Annotated in this window: 16 protein-coding genes; 6 read left to right on the top strand and 10 right to left on the bottom strand. The window is 63.0% G+C overall.

The annotated features are described in order from the left end of the window. Positions 1–13: 13 nt before the first annotated feature. Positions 14–568 carry a tetratricopeptide repeat protein gene (locus GO499_RS08065; RefSeq protein ID WP_161861722.1) on the top strand — a complete coding sequence of 185 codons (555 nt, stop codon included), beginning with the start codon at positions 14–16 and terminating at the stop codon, positions 566–568. Here GO499_RS08065 and GO499_RS08060 read toward each other — a convergent pair. Genes GO499_RS08060 through GO499_RS08040 form a run of 5 tightly spaced genes read right to left on the bottom strand, consistent with a single transcriptional unit; the run spans position 565 to position 5765 of the window. Then, positions 565–1248, bottom strand: coding sequence for a hypothetical protein (locus tag GO499_RS08060; RefSeq protein ID WP_161861721.1), 684 nt, complete (start codon positions 1246–1248; stop codon positions 565–567). The two genes, GO499_RS08065 and GO499_RS08060, sit on opposite strands and share 4 nt — an antisense overlap. After that, positions 1245–2078: an ABC transporter permease gene (locus tag GO499_RS08055; protein ID WP_161861720.1), complete on the bottom strand. Its 834-nt coding sequence runs from the start codon at positions 2076–2078 to the stop codon at positions 1245–1247. The genes GO499_RS08060 and GO499_RS08055 overlap by 4 nt, the downstream gene beginning before the upstream one ends. Beyond that, complete coding sequence (locus GO499_RS08050) at positions 2075–3481, bottom strand: ABC transporter permease (protein ID WP_161861719.1); 1407 nt, start codon at positions 3479–3481, stop codon at positions 2075–2077. Before GO499_RS08050 ends, GO499_RS08055 begins: the two co-directional genes overlap by 4 nt. After that, positions 3478–4584 (bottom strand): ABC transporter ATP-binding protein, encoded by a 1107-nt coding sequence (locus tag GO499_RS08045; protein WP_161861718.1) that lies wholly within the window; start codon positions 4582–4584, stop codon positions 3478–3480. The genes GO499_RS08050 and GO499_RS08045 overlap by 4 nt, the downstream gene beginning before the upstream one ends. A gap of 59 nt (positions 4585–4643) precedes the next feature. Beyond that, on the bottom strand, positions 4644–5765 hold the full coding sequence (locus tag GO499_RS08040; RefSeq protein WP_161861717.1) for an extracellular solute-binding protein: 1122 nt from the start codon (positions 5763–5765) through the stop codon (positions 4644–4646). A 308-nt stretch (positions 5766–6073) separates the two neighbouring features. Between GO499_RS08040 and GO499_RS08035 the strand changes: the two genes are divergently transcribed. From GO499_RS08035 to GO499_RS08020, 4 genes are read left to right on the top strand one after another with little or no spacing between them, the layout of a single operon-like run. Continuing rightward, positions 6074–6964, top strand: a complete 891-nt coding sequence (locus GO499_RS08035) for a siderophore ABC transporter substrate-binding protein (RefSeq protein ID WP_161861716.1) — start codon at positions 6074–6076, stop codon at positions 6962–6964. A 3-nt stretch (positions 6965–6967) separates the two neighbouring features. Next, a complete protein-coding gene (locus GO499_RS08030; protein ID WP_161861715.1) occupies positions 6968–7921 on the top strand; it encodes an ABC transporter permease in 954 nt (317 codons plus the stop codon). Continuing rightward, on the top strand, positions 7911–8855 hold the full coding sequence (locus GO499_RS08025) for an iron chelate uptake ABC transporter family permease subunit (protein ID WP_161861714.1): 945 nt from the start codon (positions 7911–7913) through the stop codon (positions 8853–8855). The genes GO499_RS08030 and GO499_RS08025 overlap by 11 nt, the downstream gene beginning before the upstream one ends. Next, entirely contained in the window at positions 8852–9604 is a 753-nt protein-coding gene (locus GO499_RS08020; protein ID WP_161861713.1) for an iron ABC transporter ATP-binding protein, read from the top strand. Before GO499_RS08025 ends, GO499_RS08020 begins: the two co-directional genes overlap by 4 nt. A 24-nt stretch (positions 9605–9628) precedes the next feature. Here GO499_RS08020 and GO499_RS08015 read toward each other — a convergent pair whose 3' ends face one another. The 5 genes from GO499_RS08015 to GO499_RS07995 are packed head-to-tail and all read right to left on the bottom strand — an operon-like array spanning position 9629 to position 12469. Then, positions 9629–10612 carry a TonB family protein gene (locus GO499_RS08015; protein ID WP_161861712.1) on the bottom strand — a complete coding sequence of 328 codons (984 nt, stop codon included), beginning with the start codon at positions 10610–10612 and terminating at the stop codon, positions 9629–9631. Further along, positions 10609–10989: an ExbD/TolR family protein gene (locus GO499_RS08010; RefSeq protein ID WP_161861711.1), complete on the bottom strand. Its 381-nt coding sequence runs from the start codon at positions 10987–10989 to the stop codon at positions 10609–10611. The genes GO499_RS08015 and GO499_RS08010 overlap by 4 nt, the downstream gene beginning before the upstream one ends. A gap of 4 nt (positions 10990–10993) precedes the next feature. Next, positions 10994–11353: a biopolymer transporter ExbD gene (locus GO499_RS08005; protein WP_284154932.1), complete on the bottom strand. Its 360-nt coding sequence runs from the start codon at positions 11351–11353 to the stop codon at positions 10994–10996. Next, positions 11343–12014 carry a MotA/TolQ/ExbB proton channel family protein gene (locus tag GO499_RS08000; RefSeq protein ID WP_161861710.1) on the bottom strand — a complete coding sequence of 224 codons (672 nt, stop codon included), beginning with the start codon at positions 12012–12014 and terminating at the stop codon, positions 11343–11345. Before GO499_RS08000 ends, GO499_RS08005 begins: the two co-directional genes overlap by 11 nt. Next, positions 12011–12469: a hypothetical protein gene (locus GO499_RS07995; protein ID WP_161861709.1), complete on the bottom strand. Its 459-nt coding sequence runs from the start codon at positions 12467–12469 to the stop codon at positions 12011–12013. Before GO499_RS07995 ends, GO499_RS08000 begins: the two co-directional genes overlap by 4 nt. Positions 12470–12707: 238 nt before the next feature. Here GO499_RS07995 and GO499_RS07990 point away from each other — a divergent pair, with 238 nt between their 5' ends. After that, entirely contained in the window at positions 12708–14663 is a 1956-nt protein-coding gene (locus GO499_RS07990; RefSeq protein ID WP_161861708.1) for a TonB-dependent receptor domain-containing protein, read from the top strand. The last annotated feature ends 38 nt before the right edge of the window (positions 14664–14701 follow it).

Here is a 14701-nt window from a genome sequence, read left to right as displayed (position 1 = left end):
CATTGTCGTCACCATGCAAGGACTGGAGAAATTGCCGGACCTGCTGGCGCGACACGACTGGCCGGCTGCGGAACGGATGCTGAAACGGGCGGCGGAGCGAAAGGACGCACCGGCGGCGGTTTTCTACAATCTGGGCAAGGTGATGATGGAGCAGGGTAAGTGGGCGCCGGCCCGCAAGAGGCTTCGGCAGGCGGTGGAGGTGGAACCCGGGCACGCGAATGCATGGTTCGAGCTTGGCCGCGCTACCCTGGAAGCAGGTGATCTGACGGAGGCGGCCGATGCGTTCGGGCGTGCCCTGATGTTGGTGCCGGAGGATGGTGACGCGCGGCGCAATTTCGGCCGGGTGGCGCTGCGGCTGGGCCGGGTGGCGGACGCATGGGAAGCATTGCTGCCGTTGCAGGGCACGGATCCGGAGGTGGATATGCTGTTGTACCGGGCGGCGGCAGAGGGGAGGCAGCCGGAGGCCGAGAGCCTGCGGGCGGAGCTTTGGGATGATCCGGCGCGGCGGCAACACGCGATCGTTGCGTCTGTGCGGGCTTCCAAGGGGCGGTTGCCGCTCCGCTTCTAGTGGCGGAAGCGTTTGCGGTAGACGCCGGGTTCGGCGCCTATGGCTTCCTGCACCTGTCGGTTCACGGAAATCTGGCCATCGGTCATGGTTTCGACGATCAGCCCGCTGCCGTCACGTGGGACGGCGATGACCTGTGCGACCGGCGTGCCGGCGGGCAGGATGCCTGAGAAGCCGGGTTGCAGCCAAAGTGCCGGAAAATGCACGTAGCCGTCAGCAAAGCTATCGCAATCGACGAGACCGGAGAGGGTGCGGAACGGCAGGTCCTCTCGGTTGAGCGGATGCGTGAAGAGCAGCGACCAGCCGGGCGGGGTCTCCAAAGCCCAGAAATTCATGAACTTGAGAATGGTGTCTTCGAGCGGCGCGCCGCTGGCTTGTTCCGGCACGTGGACGGAGACGGGTGCGCGGGCGAGGGCGGTGTCGGGCAGGAACGGTGGATCCCAGTCCCACGAAACATGTCCGTCGTCGAACCGGAGGTCGGCGGCAAGGGGCATCAGAATGCCGGTGGAGAGTGCGTCGATGAAGGGCGGGCAATGCTTGAGGGTGCGGACGGAAGCGCCCCCGAGGCTGTCCGCCACCGATTCAGAGGGCATGGATCGAAACCAGTCGGGTAGGGCTGACTTCGCAGGTACCGGCTTTGGCAGTATGGCTTCCAGTGCGGGGTGGCAGCGGGCGCGGATCACTTGTCCTGCGCCTCACGCGACAGAAGGAATGTGTGGGCGAGGGCCGCGGACACGGTGAGCAGGATGATGACGGTGCCAACGGCATTGATTACCGGCGGGTGACCGTTGGGATTGCGGGCCATCGCGCCGATCTCGGTGGCGAAGGTGCAGGCACCGCCCTTCGCGAACATGGTGGTGTTGTAATTCTCCATCGACGCCATGAAGGCGATGACGGCGGCGGAGGCGAGTGCCGGGAAGAGATAAGGCAGGGTGAGGCGGCGGAAGACGCGCATGGGCGTGGCCCCGAGATCCAGTGCCGCTTCCTCCAGCTCCACCGGCTGACGCTGAAGACGGGCCATGAGGATCAGCATCGGGTAGCCGGCGATGAAGGTGACCTGCGCCATGATGATGGTGAACAGTCCGGCGCTGACGCCGAGACGCCCCCAGAAGACGAGGGCGGAAAGGCCGAGAACGATGCCGGGAGCAAGCATCGGCGACAGCAGCACCCACCAGAGTACACCGTTGGCACGGCTGCGCCAGCGGGTGAGCAGAACAGCGCCAGCGAGCCCCAGTGCCAGGGCCAAAGGCACGACAATAGCCGCAACTTTCAGAGAATTTCCGAAACAGGCGATGAAACGCGGCCGGTCGAGCGAGCGCAGCACGGGGTCTGCCCGCAGTGCCTCCTCCGGCATCCAGAAATAGGCGTACCATTTGCCGGTCAGGCCCTGCCAGTCGGTGACGGAGGGGGGTGAGATGTCGTTGAACGACGAGATGATCATCAGGATCAGCGGCCCGAACATGAAGATCAGGAAGGCCCAGGTGTAGAGGGTAAGGAGGCGGTCGGACGTCATTGGCTCCTCGCGAAGTCCTTCAGGCGGGTGCGCATGATCCACATGAACAGGCCGACGATAACGAAGCAGAGAATGGTGTAGGCGAAGGAGTAGGCGGCGCCGATGTTGGAGTTTTCGCTCTCGAAGAACTTGCTGTAGATCGTCTGGCTGAACCATTCCGCCTGCAGCCCGCGCGAGATAATGCGCGGAACGGAGAAGGCACCGGCGGCAAGCATGAAAGTGGCGATGCAGCCGACGGCGATGCCGGGCTTGGCGTGGGGAATGACGATACGCCGGTGTACACGCAGGGAAGTGGCGCCGAGGTCTCGGGCGGCCTCGATCTGGTTTCTGTCCAGCGTCGACATCACGTTGTAGATCGGAAAGACCATGAACAGCACATAGGTGTAGACGATTACCACGAAGACCGTAGCGGGGAAGCGCTTGAACGGTATCGGCTCCGAGATCAGGCCGAGACTGCCGAGGAGGCCGTTGATAAGCCCCTGAGTGTCAATGATCGTTGTCCAAGCGTAAATGCGCATCAACTCGACGATGGCATAGGGGATGATCAGGCCAAGAAACAGCCAGACAGCTTGTTTTGGCGGGGTGGCGAGCGCGACCTTGTAGGCGATGGGGTAGCAGATGACGAGGGCGAGGGCGGTGGCGAGAATGGCGAAGACGAGTGTACGGGCCAGGGTCACTAGGCCGAGGCGCATGTAGACCTCGCCGTCACGCTCATATCTCAGCCCCGAGAGGGAGAGGAGGCGGGTGCCGAATTGCGCATCCTCCACTGCCTTCTGTTCAGGTGAGATCGGAATGAGGCGCGGGGCTGTGAGAGCGTTGAAATTTGCAAGCGTGAAGGGAAAGGCGTTGGCCTCCCTCTGACGCAACGTGCTGTAGAGGTCTTGGCTCAGGGCGGAGATTTCAGAGGCGACTTCCTTCTGCTCCTCGACGGAGGCGTCCTGCGGAACGGTGAGTGTGGGAATGTCATAGGTTTCGTCCAGCCAGGCGATGATGCCGTCATCCCGCACGAGACGGGTGTGGGTGCTGGCGCGGTCACATTGCAGGACATAAGGACGATCGCTGCCGCCGCTGGCGGACGGGACCGCCATGCCGGAGGACGACGGAACGCCGATGCCGGACGGCGATGGAACGGCCACACCCGATGGCGAAGGGACGGTGAGGCCGCCGGACGGAGCGGGTGCCGCCGCTGCCGCTGCATTGGTTTCAAGTACGGATATGCAGGTGCTGGCATCGCGGGAAAGTTGCAGGGCGATGGAACTGTCAAGTTGGCGTTTCGGAGCCGTGAGTGCCCGTTCGAGCATGGTAATTTGCGGGAAGGCGATTAGCAGCAGCGCCCAGGCGGCCACGAGGGCGAAGAAAGTGGCGGTGAGGCCACGCCCGTAGCCGCGCAGCAGCCCACTCATTGCGCTGCGATCTCCGCGCCGGTGCGGGCGACAGGCCCTTCGGGCAGAACAAGGGCACTGTCTGCGTCAAAGCCGATTCTGGTGACGCTATCGGACGGAGCGGTGGTCATGCCCGCGTTTGTCTGGTGCATCATGAGGCTGTGGCCGGTGTCCGTGCGCAAAGCATAGTTGACGAAGGCACCCTCCAGGTCGCGCCGCTCCATCCGGGCGTGAAGCGTGTTGGAGAAGTCGCCGCCGAAGCCCAGACGCTCCGGCCGGACGAACAGGATCGCGGCATCGCCCTCTCGCAGACCGGTGGTGTTTCGGCCGGTGAATTGGCCGTGGGCGGTTTCAATCTGCGCCATGCCGCCTTCGGTGGCTGTGATACGGCCCGGAAACTGGTTGGCCTCGCCCACAAACGAGGCGACGAAGGCGGAGGTTGGGGCAGCATAAACGTCATCGCCGGTTCCGACCTGCTCGACCACGCCGTTGTTCATGACGGCGATCCGGTCCGACATTGTCAGTGCCTCACCCTGATCGTGTGTGATGTAAATGAAAGTGACCCCGGTCTTCTGTTGGATCGCGCGCAATTCCGCCCGCATATGCTGGCGCAACTTCAGATCCAGTGCAGACAAGGGCTCGTCCAGCAACAGCACTGCCGGTTCGACGGCGAGGGCACGGGCGATGGCGACGCGCTGTCGCTGACCGCCCGAAAGTTCACCCGGTGTCTTGTCGGCCTGATCCGCGAGGGCAACGAGACTGAGCAATTCTTCGGCCTTGGCGCGGCGGGCGCGGCGGGAAACGCCGCGGGCCTCCAGACCGAAGGCGACGTTTTCCCAGATTTTCATGAGTGGGAACAGCGCCAGATTCTGAAAGATAAGCGCGGTGGGGCGCTTGTTGGGGCCGATTCCGGCCTGATCTTCGCCGCCGATGAGCACGCGGCCCGCCGTCGGCTCGACGAAGCCCGAGACGGTGCGCAGGATCGTCGTCTTGCCGCAGCCGGAGGGGCCGAGGATGGAGAAGAATTCGGCGGCGCGGACTTCGAGATCGGTTGGTTGAACCGCCGTGAACCCGTTGGGATAGGTGATGGAAACGCCCTCAAGGCGCACATCCTTGCCGTGCATGGCTCCCCCTGACGTGAAACGGGTGGCCCTATTTGCGGGCCACCCTGAACCTGTGTGGATCAGGCGTTGGTGATGACTTCGACGAACTCGTTCTGAACGGGTGCGAGGAACGGTGGTTCTGCCTGCCACCACCACATGTTGCCAAGCACCGATTGCGTGTAGGTGTCGTTGAACTGCGCCTTGTACTCGTCAGATGCGAAGTCCGCCGCGCCGGTGACGGCGGAGTTGTAGCCGGTGTTGTTGGCGAACATGCCACCTACTTCGGGCTGAAGCATGAAGTTCATGAATTCGACGGCCTGATCGTAGTTATCCGCACCCTTGAGGATACCGAAGCTGTCGAGCCAGGTGATGATGCCTTCCTTGGGCGCGCGATAAACATAATCGCTGTTTTCGCGGCTGAGCAGGAGACCCGTTGTGTCCCATGTCTGTCCAATGACGCAGCCCGCTTCCTTGAACGCGGACGTGGCCTCCGTGGCGTTGTTCCAGAAGGCGCCGAAGTTCTGCTTGTTGGCGACGATGAACCGGGCGATGTCGCCGAAGACCCGGCGGGCATCTTCCTCGGATTTGTAGACATCCAGCATCCGGTTGGAAGGCACCTCGCCCGTGGCGTCTAGGTAGAGGCCGGCACCGAAAAGCGCGGATTTCTGGCGGAAGGCAGCTTTGCCGGCCGCCTCCGGACGCCATAGATCACCGAAGGAGAGATCGGCGTCCGAGATGTTCAGTTCGGCGCGGTTGAGCGTGATGCCTTCGGTGCCCCAGTCGAACGGCAGCACGATCTGTTCGCCGTTCTGCACACCGCCGAGACCGGCGCTGTCACGCAGGAAGGAGGGTATTACGTTGCCGCTGTTGACGGCGGCGGGGATGGGGGCGAAGAAGCTCTCACCGGCGTCATCAGTGTAGTTGCCGGCGTTGGTGATCGTCGGGAAAACGACATCGAAGCCCTTGCCGCCGTTGGCGCGGACGGTGGATTCGGCTTCATCGTTGGAACCGAATGTCGTCAGTTCCAGCGTGATACCGGTATCGGCCTCGAACTTCTCGGCGATGTTGGGCTGGACGTAATCCTGCCAAGCGAAGACCTTGACGGTGCCCGATGACGCGAGCGCGTCCGTGGCGCGCAGAACGGCAGGTGTGGCGACGCCAACGGCCGTGAGCTTCATTGCGGAACGGCGTGTGATTGGCATGGAATCCCCCTCATGTTGAATGGTGCCTGATCTTAGGCGCAATACGAGGGCTGATGGAAGCTTTGATGACGGTTGAATGACAGTTGGGTGACGGAGTGCGGACGTAGGGAAAGCCGCATTCTCACATTTGAATCCAACGGTTTTTCCCGTGCGCCGCTGGACGTGACCGCGAATCCGGAGGGGCGGACACTACCTTTTCCGACTGAAATTATCAGGTACGCTGGACTCCGCAAAAAGGCGGCAGTAGGAAGACCCAAACCGGAGAGCCAGTGCAAACGAGCCATCCAATGCCATGGGGAAGCCTTGATATGCTCAGAAAACTTGCGCTTGCGTTGACGCTGGCTGCCGCACCCGCGGTTGCCGAGGAAGTAACCGTCGAAACTTATGCCGGACCAGTGGCGGTGGAGACGGCACCCGAAACAATTGCCGTGTTCGACATCGCTGCGCTCGATACGCTCGATGCGCTGGGGGTGAAGCCGACAGGGCTGGTGCGGCCGTATTACCTGCCATTTCTGGAGGATGCCGCCGAGGGGACGGAGCCTGTCGGCTCGCTGTTCGAGCCGGATTTCGAAGCGGTCAACGCCTTGCAGCCGGATCTGATCATCGCGGGCGGGCGTTCGCAGGAACAGGTGCCGAATCTGGCGAAGCTGGCTCCAACGCTGGACATGACGATCTGGGAGGACACGATCGGCCAGGGACTGGCGCGTCTGGAAGCCTATGGCAAGATCTTCGGCAAGGAAGATGAGGCGGCGGAATTGCACGCGGAGTTCGAGGCGAAGCTGGAGGCGGCAAAGGCCGCCGTTGGCGGAAAGGGCAACGCGCTGATCGTTTTGACCAACGGGCCGAAGATTTCCGCCTACGGCGCGGCGGGCCGGTTCGGCTGGCTGCATACGGCGCTGGAATTGCCGGAAGCCGTGGAAGCTGTCGAACAGACGACACATGGCGAGGCTATCAGCTTCGAATTCATCCGCGAGGTCGATCCCGACATCCTGCTGGTGATCGACCGCCTGTCGGCCACGGGGCAGGAGGGCGACAGTGCTGCGACGACCCTGGACAACGCACTGATACGTGACACCAAGGCGTGGAAGAGCGGCCAAGTGGTGTTCCTGAGTGCCGCGCCCGTCTACATTTCCGGAGGTGGCATTCAGTCCCTCAACATTGTCATGGATGAAATTCAGGCGGCTTTCCCCGGAAACTGACCCTTGTTTTCCAAGCTTCTGTCGGTGGCAGGACTGGTGGCGCTGGCGATCCTGTCCCTGTTCGTCGGGGTGATCGATCTGACCCCCGGCGATCTCTTGACCAACCCGGATGCACTGCCGCTGATGATCCAGAGCCGGGCGCCGCGCCTGTTCGCCGTGCTGATCACCGGTTCGGCGCTGGCGATCTGTGGCACGATCATGCAGATGCTGGTCCGCAACCGCTTCGTGGAACCGATGACCGCAGGTACCGGGCAGGGCGCGGCGCTGGGCATCCTGCTGGTGACGATGTTCGCGCCGGGAGCAGCCATCCTGGTGAAGATGGCGGTTTCGGCGGCCTGCGCGCTGGTAACCAGCCTCGGGTTCCTGGCGATCGTGCGGCGCCTGCCGCCGACAGAACCGCTCTTCGTTCCACTGGTGGGGCTGGCCTACGGCGGGATCATTGGCGCGGTTGTGACGTTCTTCGCCTATCAGGCCGATTTGCTGCAATACATCGACGTGTGGATGAGCGGCGAGTTCTCCGGCGTCTTGCAGGGGCGGTACGAATTACTCTGGCTGGCGGCGCTGGTCGCCCTGATCAGCTATTTCGCCGCCGATCAATTCTCCATCGTCGGCATGGGGCAGACGGTGAGTGTGAACCTGGGCCTGAACTACCGTCAGGTGATGCTGCTGGGGCTGGTGGCAATCGCCATCGTCACTGCACTGACGGTGGTGACAGTGGGCATGATCCCTTTCGTCGGGCTGGTGGTGCCGAACATTGTCTCGCGGATATGGGGCGATGACCTGAGGGCAACATTGCCCGTCACGGCTTGGATGGGGGCCACACTGGTACTGGTTTCGGACGTAATCGGGCGGGTATTGCGGTTCCCGTTCGAGATTCCGGTGGGTACCGTCTTCGGCGTGGTCGGCACGGTGATGTTCCTCTGGTTGCTGTACAGGCCCGCGCGCGATGCAGGGTAGGCGCCTGCTGGTGCTGGCCGCGATGCTGGCTGTGTGTTCCGTCCTCTATATGACGATCGGAGCACGGGGCAGCTGGAGTTTCGTGCTGCCGTTCCGAGGGGCAAAGCTGGCGGCACTGTTGGTGGTGGGCGTGGCGGTGGCGACGTCAACGCTGTTGTTCCAGACGGTGACCCGCAACCGCATCCTGACGCCCTCGATCATGGGGTTCGATGCGCTCTACGTGCTGCTGCTGTCGCTGGCGGTGTTCTTCCTCGGAGCGCAGAGCTATCTGGGCCTTTCGCAATTGACATTGTTCTTCGTGACGCTGGTGGCGCTGACAGTGGGTGCACTCGCGCTGTTCTCGACCCTGCTGTCAGGCTCCCGCGAGGACCTGATGCGAATGGTGCTCACCGGGGTGATCGTCGGGGTTCTGTTCCGGTCTCTCAGCGGTCTGGTGGCACGGATGATCGATCCGAACGAGTACAGTGTCATCCAGGTGGACAGTTTTGCACGGTTCAATGCCATCGAGACGGAGTTGCTGGGAATAACGGCCGCGGTCTGCGGTGTTGCGGTCTTCGGAGCCTGGCGGCTGCGCCATGTGCTGGACGTACTGGCGCTGGGCAATGACGCGGCCATCAATCTCGGCGTGGATCCGCGCCGGCGACAGATGGAGGCACTGCTGCTGATCTCTGTGCTGGTGGCTGCCTCGACGGCGCTGGTAGGGCCGGTTGCGTTCCTGGGATTGCTGGTGGTCAACCTCGCGTACCTGCTGGTGCCTTCAGCAAATCACGCGGTGATGCTGCCGGCGGCGGCGCTCATCGCGGGGATCACGCTGGTCGGCGGGCAGATCGTTCTGGAGCGGATACTTGGATTGGCGACGCCGCTGTCAGTGGTGATCGACCTGATTGGCGGGGCGGTGTTTCTGGTGGTGCTGATGCGGAGAGGGGTGCGATGATCGAGATTGAGGGTGTGCGATATGAAATCGAGGGCAAGCCCATTCTTGCCGACATCGACCTCACCTTGCCGAAGGGGCAGGTGACGGCACTGATCGGACCGAATGGCGCCGGGAAGTCGACCCTGCTGTCGCTGATCGCCCGCCTGCTGCCACTGCAGACGGGACGCATCACGGTCGACGGTTTGGAAGTTGGCGTCTGTGCCAGCGACGTGTTGGCGCGGAAACTGTCGATCCTGCCGCAAAGCCATGAGATCGGCCTGCGGCTGACGGTTCGGGAACTGGTGAGTTTCGGGCGCTATCCCTATCACAAGGGGCGGCCATCGACGGAAGATCGGGCAATTGTCGAGGCGGCACTGGCCACTTTCGACCTGACAGACCTGGCGCAGCGGCGGTTGACGACGCTCTCCGGTGGACAGCGGCAACGGGCGCTGGTGGCAATGACCTACGCGCAAGACACCGGCTACATTCTGCTCGACGAGCCGCTCAACAACCTGGACATCGCTGCCTCGCGTGCATTGATGGCGCTGTTGCGGGAGTTGGCGGAGCAGCACTCCCGGACGGTGGTGATCGTGCTGCACGACATCAACTATGCAAGTGGCTACGCCGACAACATAGTGACCATGCGCAATGGGAGGTTGGGGCCACAGGGTGCGCCGGGGGCAATCGTCAATGCCGGCCTGCTGCGCGACGTGTTCGGCACCGATGCGGCGGTTATCGTCCAGAATGGCAAACCGGTCGTGCAGGTCTGAAGGCTGCCGGGCTTACGGCGGTTTTCAGGTACCCTTGATGCTGACGCGGAAGGAACGCTGAGAGCCGGGCGGAGGTGGCGGGAAGGGCGCGGCACGACGGACCCAGCCGAGTGCTGCTTCGTCCAGTGCGCCGGAGCCGGAACTGCTGGCGAGGCTGAGGCCGGCGAGCCCGCCACTGTTGGAAACGGTGAACGTCACGACGGCAGTACCGCGCGCCCGCAGGCGCGGTTTACGCACGCCGGTGAGCTTGCGCATCACCTGACCCGGATAATTGGAGGCGGCGGCATTGCCCTGCGCCTGCGCCCGTGATTGGCCAGTAGAGGCATTGGCTTCACGGGCAGTGCTGGCACCTTGGGTGCTGCCGCGCGTGGCGTTGGCCTGGGCGTTGCCCGCGGGTTGTGGCTTCGGCTTCTCGACGACACGTCTGGGCGTTTGTTTCGGTTCGGGTGGAGGCTCGGGCAGGGTTTCGGCAAAGTCCTTCGGCCGTGTCCGCGGACGGGGTGGGGCATCGGTGGCGGTTACGGTCGTCTCCGGTGTCACCGGTTCTGCCACCTGCGGTTCCGGTTCGACCGGTTGGTTGGCTGCCGGTTGCACTGTTTCCACCGGCGCGGTTTCCACGGCCGTTACCGGCTCAGCCGCGGTCACCGGGACGCTGCGTTCCGGCTGGGCCGCCGTGACCTCCACCGGTGGCGCCTCGGCGGGCGGCGTGACGGTCGGCGGTGTCGGGGTCCGGGGCTGCACTGGTTCGGTCACGGGGCGAACCTGATCGGGTTGAGTGTGCTCGGTTGTCTCCGGCGTTTCCGACGGCTCTGCCACGTCAGGTTCTACCGGTGCTTCGGTTCCGGCTGTCAGATCGGCGAAATTGTCGCCCAGCATGGCGACTGCGGCACCGGAGCCGCCTTCGATTTGAACCGGGTCCGGACCCGGACCGAGTGTGGCGCCGAAGGCGTGGAGGGCGACGGAGCCAAGCAGAGCGGCGGTAGCGATACGACGTGAGGCTGGGATCATTGCAGGGCCCTTTCTGTCACGACAATGACCTTTCCGGCCCCGGCGTCGCGCAAGGTGGCCGCGACGGAGACGAGGGTTTCGGCCGCAGCCGCCCGGTCCGGCACGATGCGAATGGCGGACAGGTCCTCCAGCCCGGCGATGTGCGCCTCGGCGGTGACCGGTTCGCCGCGATAGGTGAGACTGCCGTCGGCCTTGAGGACCAAGGCATCCGGCGGCTCGCGGCCTTCGAGATCGCCCGTCTCGACCAGTTGCAGATCCGGATCCAGCGGCGCGGCGAGGGTGCCGGCGATCAGGAAGAAGATCAGCATCAGGAAGACGATGTTGATCAGCGCGATGGTCGCATCCTTCTTCGGTCTGGGGGCGGGGCGCGGAATCATGGGGCTATTCCAGAACTGTGACGCTGAGGCCGGGTTTGCCGCGCAGCTGCGCGAGCAAATCAACAAGTCGCTGGGAAGATGTCCCGGCGGCGAGGCTGACGAGGATGATGCCGGTGTCAACAGTCTCGGCCACTGCCTCCAGCGGAGTGTCGGCACCGTTGAGCCGCAGCCCATCCTCTGACAGTTGCAGAAACCACGGCTTTTCCGCCTGCGTGCCGGCACCCGCTGCGGCATGGGTCAACTCGATCTCGCCGAATTTTGAGAAGGTCGAGGACAGCATGAAGAAGAGCAGCAGAAGGAAGATGACGTCGATCAGCGGCGTCATCGACAGGCGGCGGCGCTGAAAGGGTTTGCTAGCCGGCATAGGCGGGTACACCTGCGGGCACCTCTGCCGTCTGCGCCTCGCCGCGTGGGGCCAGGATGGTGCTGAGGGCGAGTTCCGCGAAGGCGCGTTCCTTGGCCATGCGGCTTTCGAACCACGTCAGGATGAGCGAGGTGGGCATGGCGACGGCAAGACCGACGGCGGTGGTCATGAGCGCCACCCAGATGCCGCCGGCGAGAATTGACGGATCGACGGAACTGCCGGCATTCTGCAACGCCTGAAAGGCGTCGATCATGCCGAGCACGGTTCCGAAAAGGCCGAGCAGGGGGGCAAGCTGGGCGATGCTGTCGAGAATGCGGAAACCGCTTTCCAGCCTTTCGAACGCGGCGCCGGCTTCGGCGGTGAGACGGTCGGGCAGATGCTTGCCGCCCTTGCCGCGCATGGCAGACGCGATCATCGGCGCCAGGTAGCTGCGACTGTCGTCCAGCCGGCGGCTGGCGGCGCGGGCCTCGCCGGAATCCCAGATGCCCATGGCCTCGGATAGCACGAGATGGCGGCCTACGCCGGCGGCGCGGTACTGCCAGAGCTTATAGAGGGTCACGGCGCCGGTGATGACCGACATGCCGATGAGGATGGCGACGACCGGGCCACCGAGATCAATTATGCGGCGGAGAACTTCGGTGATGTCGGTGAAAGCATTCATCCGAGCAGTTCCACGTCGATGCGGCTCTTGAGCTCGAGACCGGTTTCGCAGGCGTCGGAGGCAGCGCCTTCCACAGTGCAGGTGGCGGTGCCGTTGATGAGGACGCGGCCGATGTCGGCGCAGGCCATGTCAGCGAGGTCGAACTGACGGACACGCGGCTTGGCGGCCGGCAGCGACTGGAAATCGAAGAGCGAAAGACGCGCGACTTCACCGGTAGTGGTGAGGATGACGGTTTCGAATACGGCTTGCTCAATCTCCGTTTCGTACTGGTTCTGAGCCATGAAGGTCATACGGCAGTTGCCGTTGTTGTCGCTGACGGTGTTGAGTTCGATCAACAATGTCCCGCCGGACGTGTCGTCCTGTGCGTGGGCGGGCAGGGCGCAACTGACGGCGGCGAAGACGGCGGCACCGCAAATGCGGCTCGCCCGGGATGGAAGTGCGTGGTTTTTCATCATTGTTGACTTTACTTGTCAGGATAAATCCCGATTCCTTTTATCAACTTATTTGGTGATGGAAACCCCGTATCGGTGTCGAAAACGGTTCATTTTGGCAACTGGCACGAAACAGGCTAAGGCGGCGCGTTGATTTGACTAAATTAGTAAGGTAACGGATGCGTGAAAATGTGTGCGGCCACAGCCAGACCACACGTCCCTGACGTGCCATCCAGCAAGCGCCATTGATCAGGGGAAAATTATGGAAAAGTTGCGTGGGGGTTACCTGCTTCTGCCGGCGTGTCTGGCCGTATTGCCGACGGCGGTACAGGCACAGAATGCCGTGGATCTGGGAACGTTGCGAATCGAATCGACGGGCGCGCAGTCGGTGCTCGGGAACGAGGTCATCGACGAGGAGGACATCGAGAACCGCAATCCTGTGACCACGAAGGATGTGTTTGCCGGGGAATCCTCCGTGAAGGCCAGTGGCGGGGCAAGTATTGCCCAGAAAGTTTACGTGAATGGTCTCGAGGAGAGCCTGCTGTCTGTGACCATCGACGGAGCGCGACAGAACAAGTCGGCCTTTCACCATACAGGGAACGTCCTGCTCGATCCCGCGATGCTGAAGTCTGTGGAAGTCAGCGAGGGGATAGCACCCGCCGATTCCGGTGCGGGCGCGGGTGCGCTGGCGGGCTCCCTTGCCTATGAGACAAAGGACGCGCGCGATTTTCTCGACCCCGGCGATCCCTTCGGTGGATTTGCCTCCATCTCCGGATCGGACAACGGCGTGGCACTTCGGAGCACGCTGGCATTGTTCGGACAGACCGGTGGGTTCGAATGGCTGCTGAGCGGTACCCGCCATATCAGCGATGATTACGAGGATGGTGACGGCATCGAGGTGCCGGGCACGGAAGCGGACCTGACGGATTACATGGTCAAGCTGGCGTTTACGGCGCAGGGTGGAGAAAGGCTGTCGTTCTCGGCGTCGCAGACCGAGGACAATGGCCGGCGCTCTGCTCAGGCGGGGCCGGGCGGAATATTGATTTCACGGCCCGATTTCCGCGAGGTCGTGGGTGCGACGAGTGAGAGCATTGCGGCGCTGTCACGGCGCAAGTCCTTCACGTTGACCTACACCGACGAGAAACCGGAGGGCTGGTTCGCACCGACAGCGCAGTTGAGCTACAACGAACAGGAAATCGACGTTGTCGGCGTGACAGGCACCAACACAAGCCTGAGCGGTGTGTTCAAAAACGACTGGAGCGTTGCCAGCGGCATGGTCTCGACCGGTATCGACTTCTTCCGCGAAACGGCGGAGGGCGAGGGGCGCGGTCCCGGGCCGTTCGACAGTTCCGGCGAGGAAGTTCTGTATGATATCGGTGTCTTCGCGCAGGCACGGCAGGATCTGACCGGGCGGCTTTCCGTCTCCTACGGCGCGCGCGCGGATTTCCAGAGGTTCGAGGCGGCGGATGGCTCGACCTTCGAGAGTGCCGGCATCAGTGGCAATGCGGCGCTGGACTACAAGCTGACCGAAGGCCTGAGTTTCAATGTCGGCGTCGCTTCCACCTGGGGTGGCTACGAACTCGGGGAGGCGGCGCTGGTGAATTTCGGCGCCCCCTGGACGTACGACGGGCTGACGACATCCCGCGCCAATGCTGCGCGCGTGGGTTTGCGTTATGAGACAGGGGGCTGGGATGTCAGCACGGCGCTATTTTACACTGAAATCAATGGCTTGAACGCCGTGTTGCCGGAGGCTGGCGATCGTGGTTTCCAGTTCGACCTTGTTTCCAAAGGGGTCGATGCCTCGCTCGGATACGACTGGGGCAATGGTTTTGCCCGCGTGAATTACACCTACGCCGATGTCGAGGTGGAAGACGAGTTGATTTCCTCGACGGCCTACTACGTCGGGCGCCCGGCCGGGCATATCGTGGCGCTCGAGGCCGGGCACAGCCTTAACGAACAGGTGCGCATCGGTGGGACAGCGGAGATCGCCTTCGACAACAACGAGGGGTTGGTTGATCTGCCGGGATACGAGGTGTTGAATCTTTATGCCGCATACACGCCTTCGTTCCTGCCGAACATGGAAGTGCGTTTCGATGTACGCAACGTGTTCCATGAGACCTATGCCAGCCGTTTTGCTGACGGTATCGACAGTCCGAGGGTCGTCCCGTTGCCGGAACCGGGACGGACGCTGTCGCTGACGGCGAACATGCGGTTCTGAAAGGACTTCGGGGCGCGACTGCTGGTTGCGCCCCGGTT

Origin of the sequence: Algicella marina (assembly GCF_009931615.1) — a bacterium.
In the GTDB taxonomy this organism is placed as follows: Bacteria; Pseudomonadota; Alphaproteobacteria; order Rhodobacterales; family Rhodobacteraceae; genus Algicella; species Algicella marina.
The sequence above is the reverse complement of the archived record's forward strand: the minus strand, read 5'-3'. Positions and strand labels throughout refer to the sequence as shown.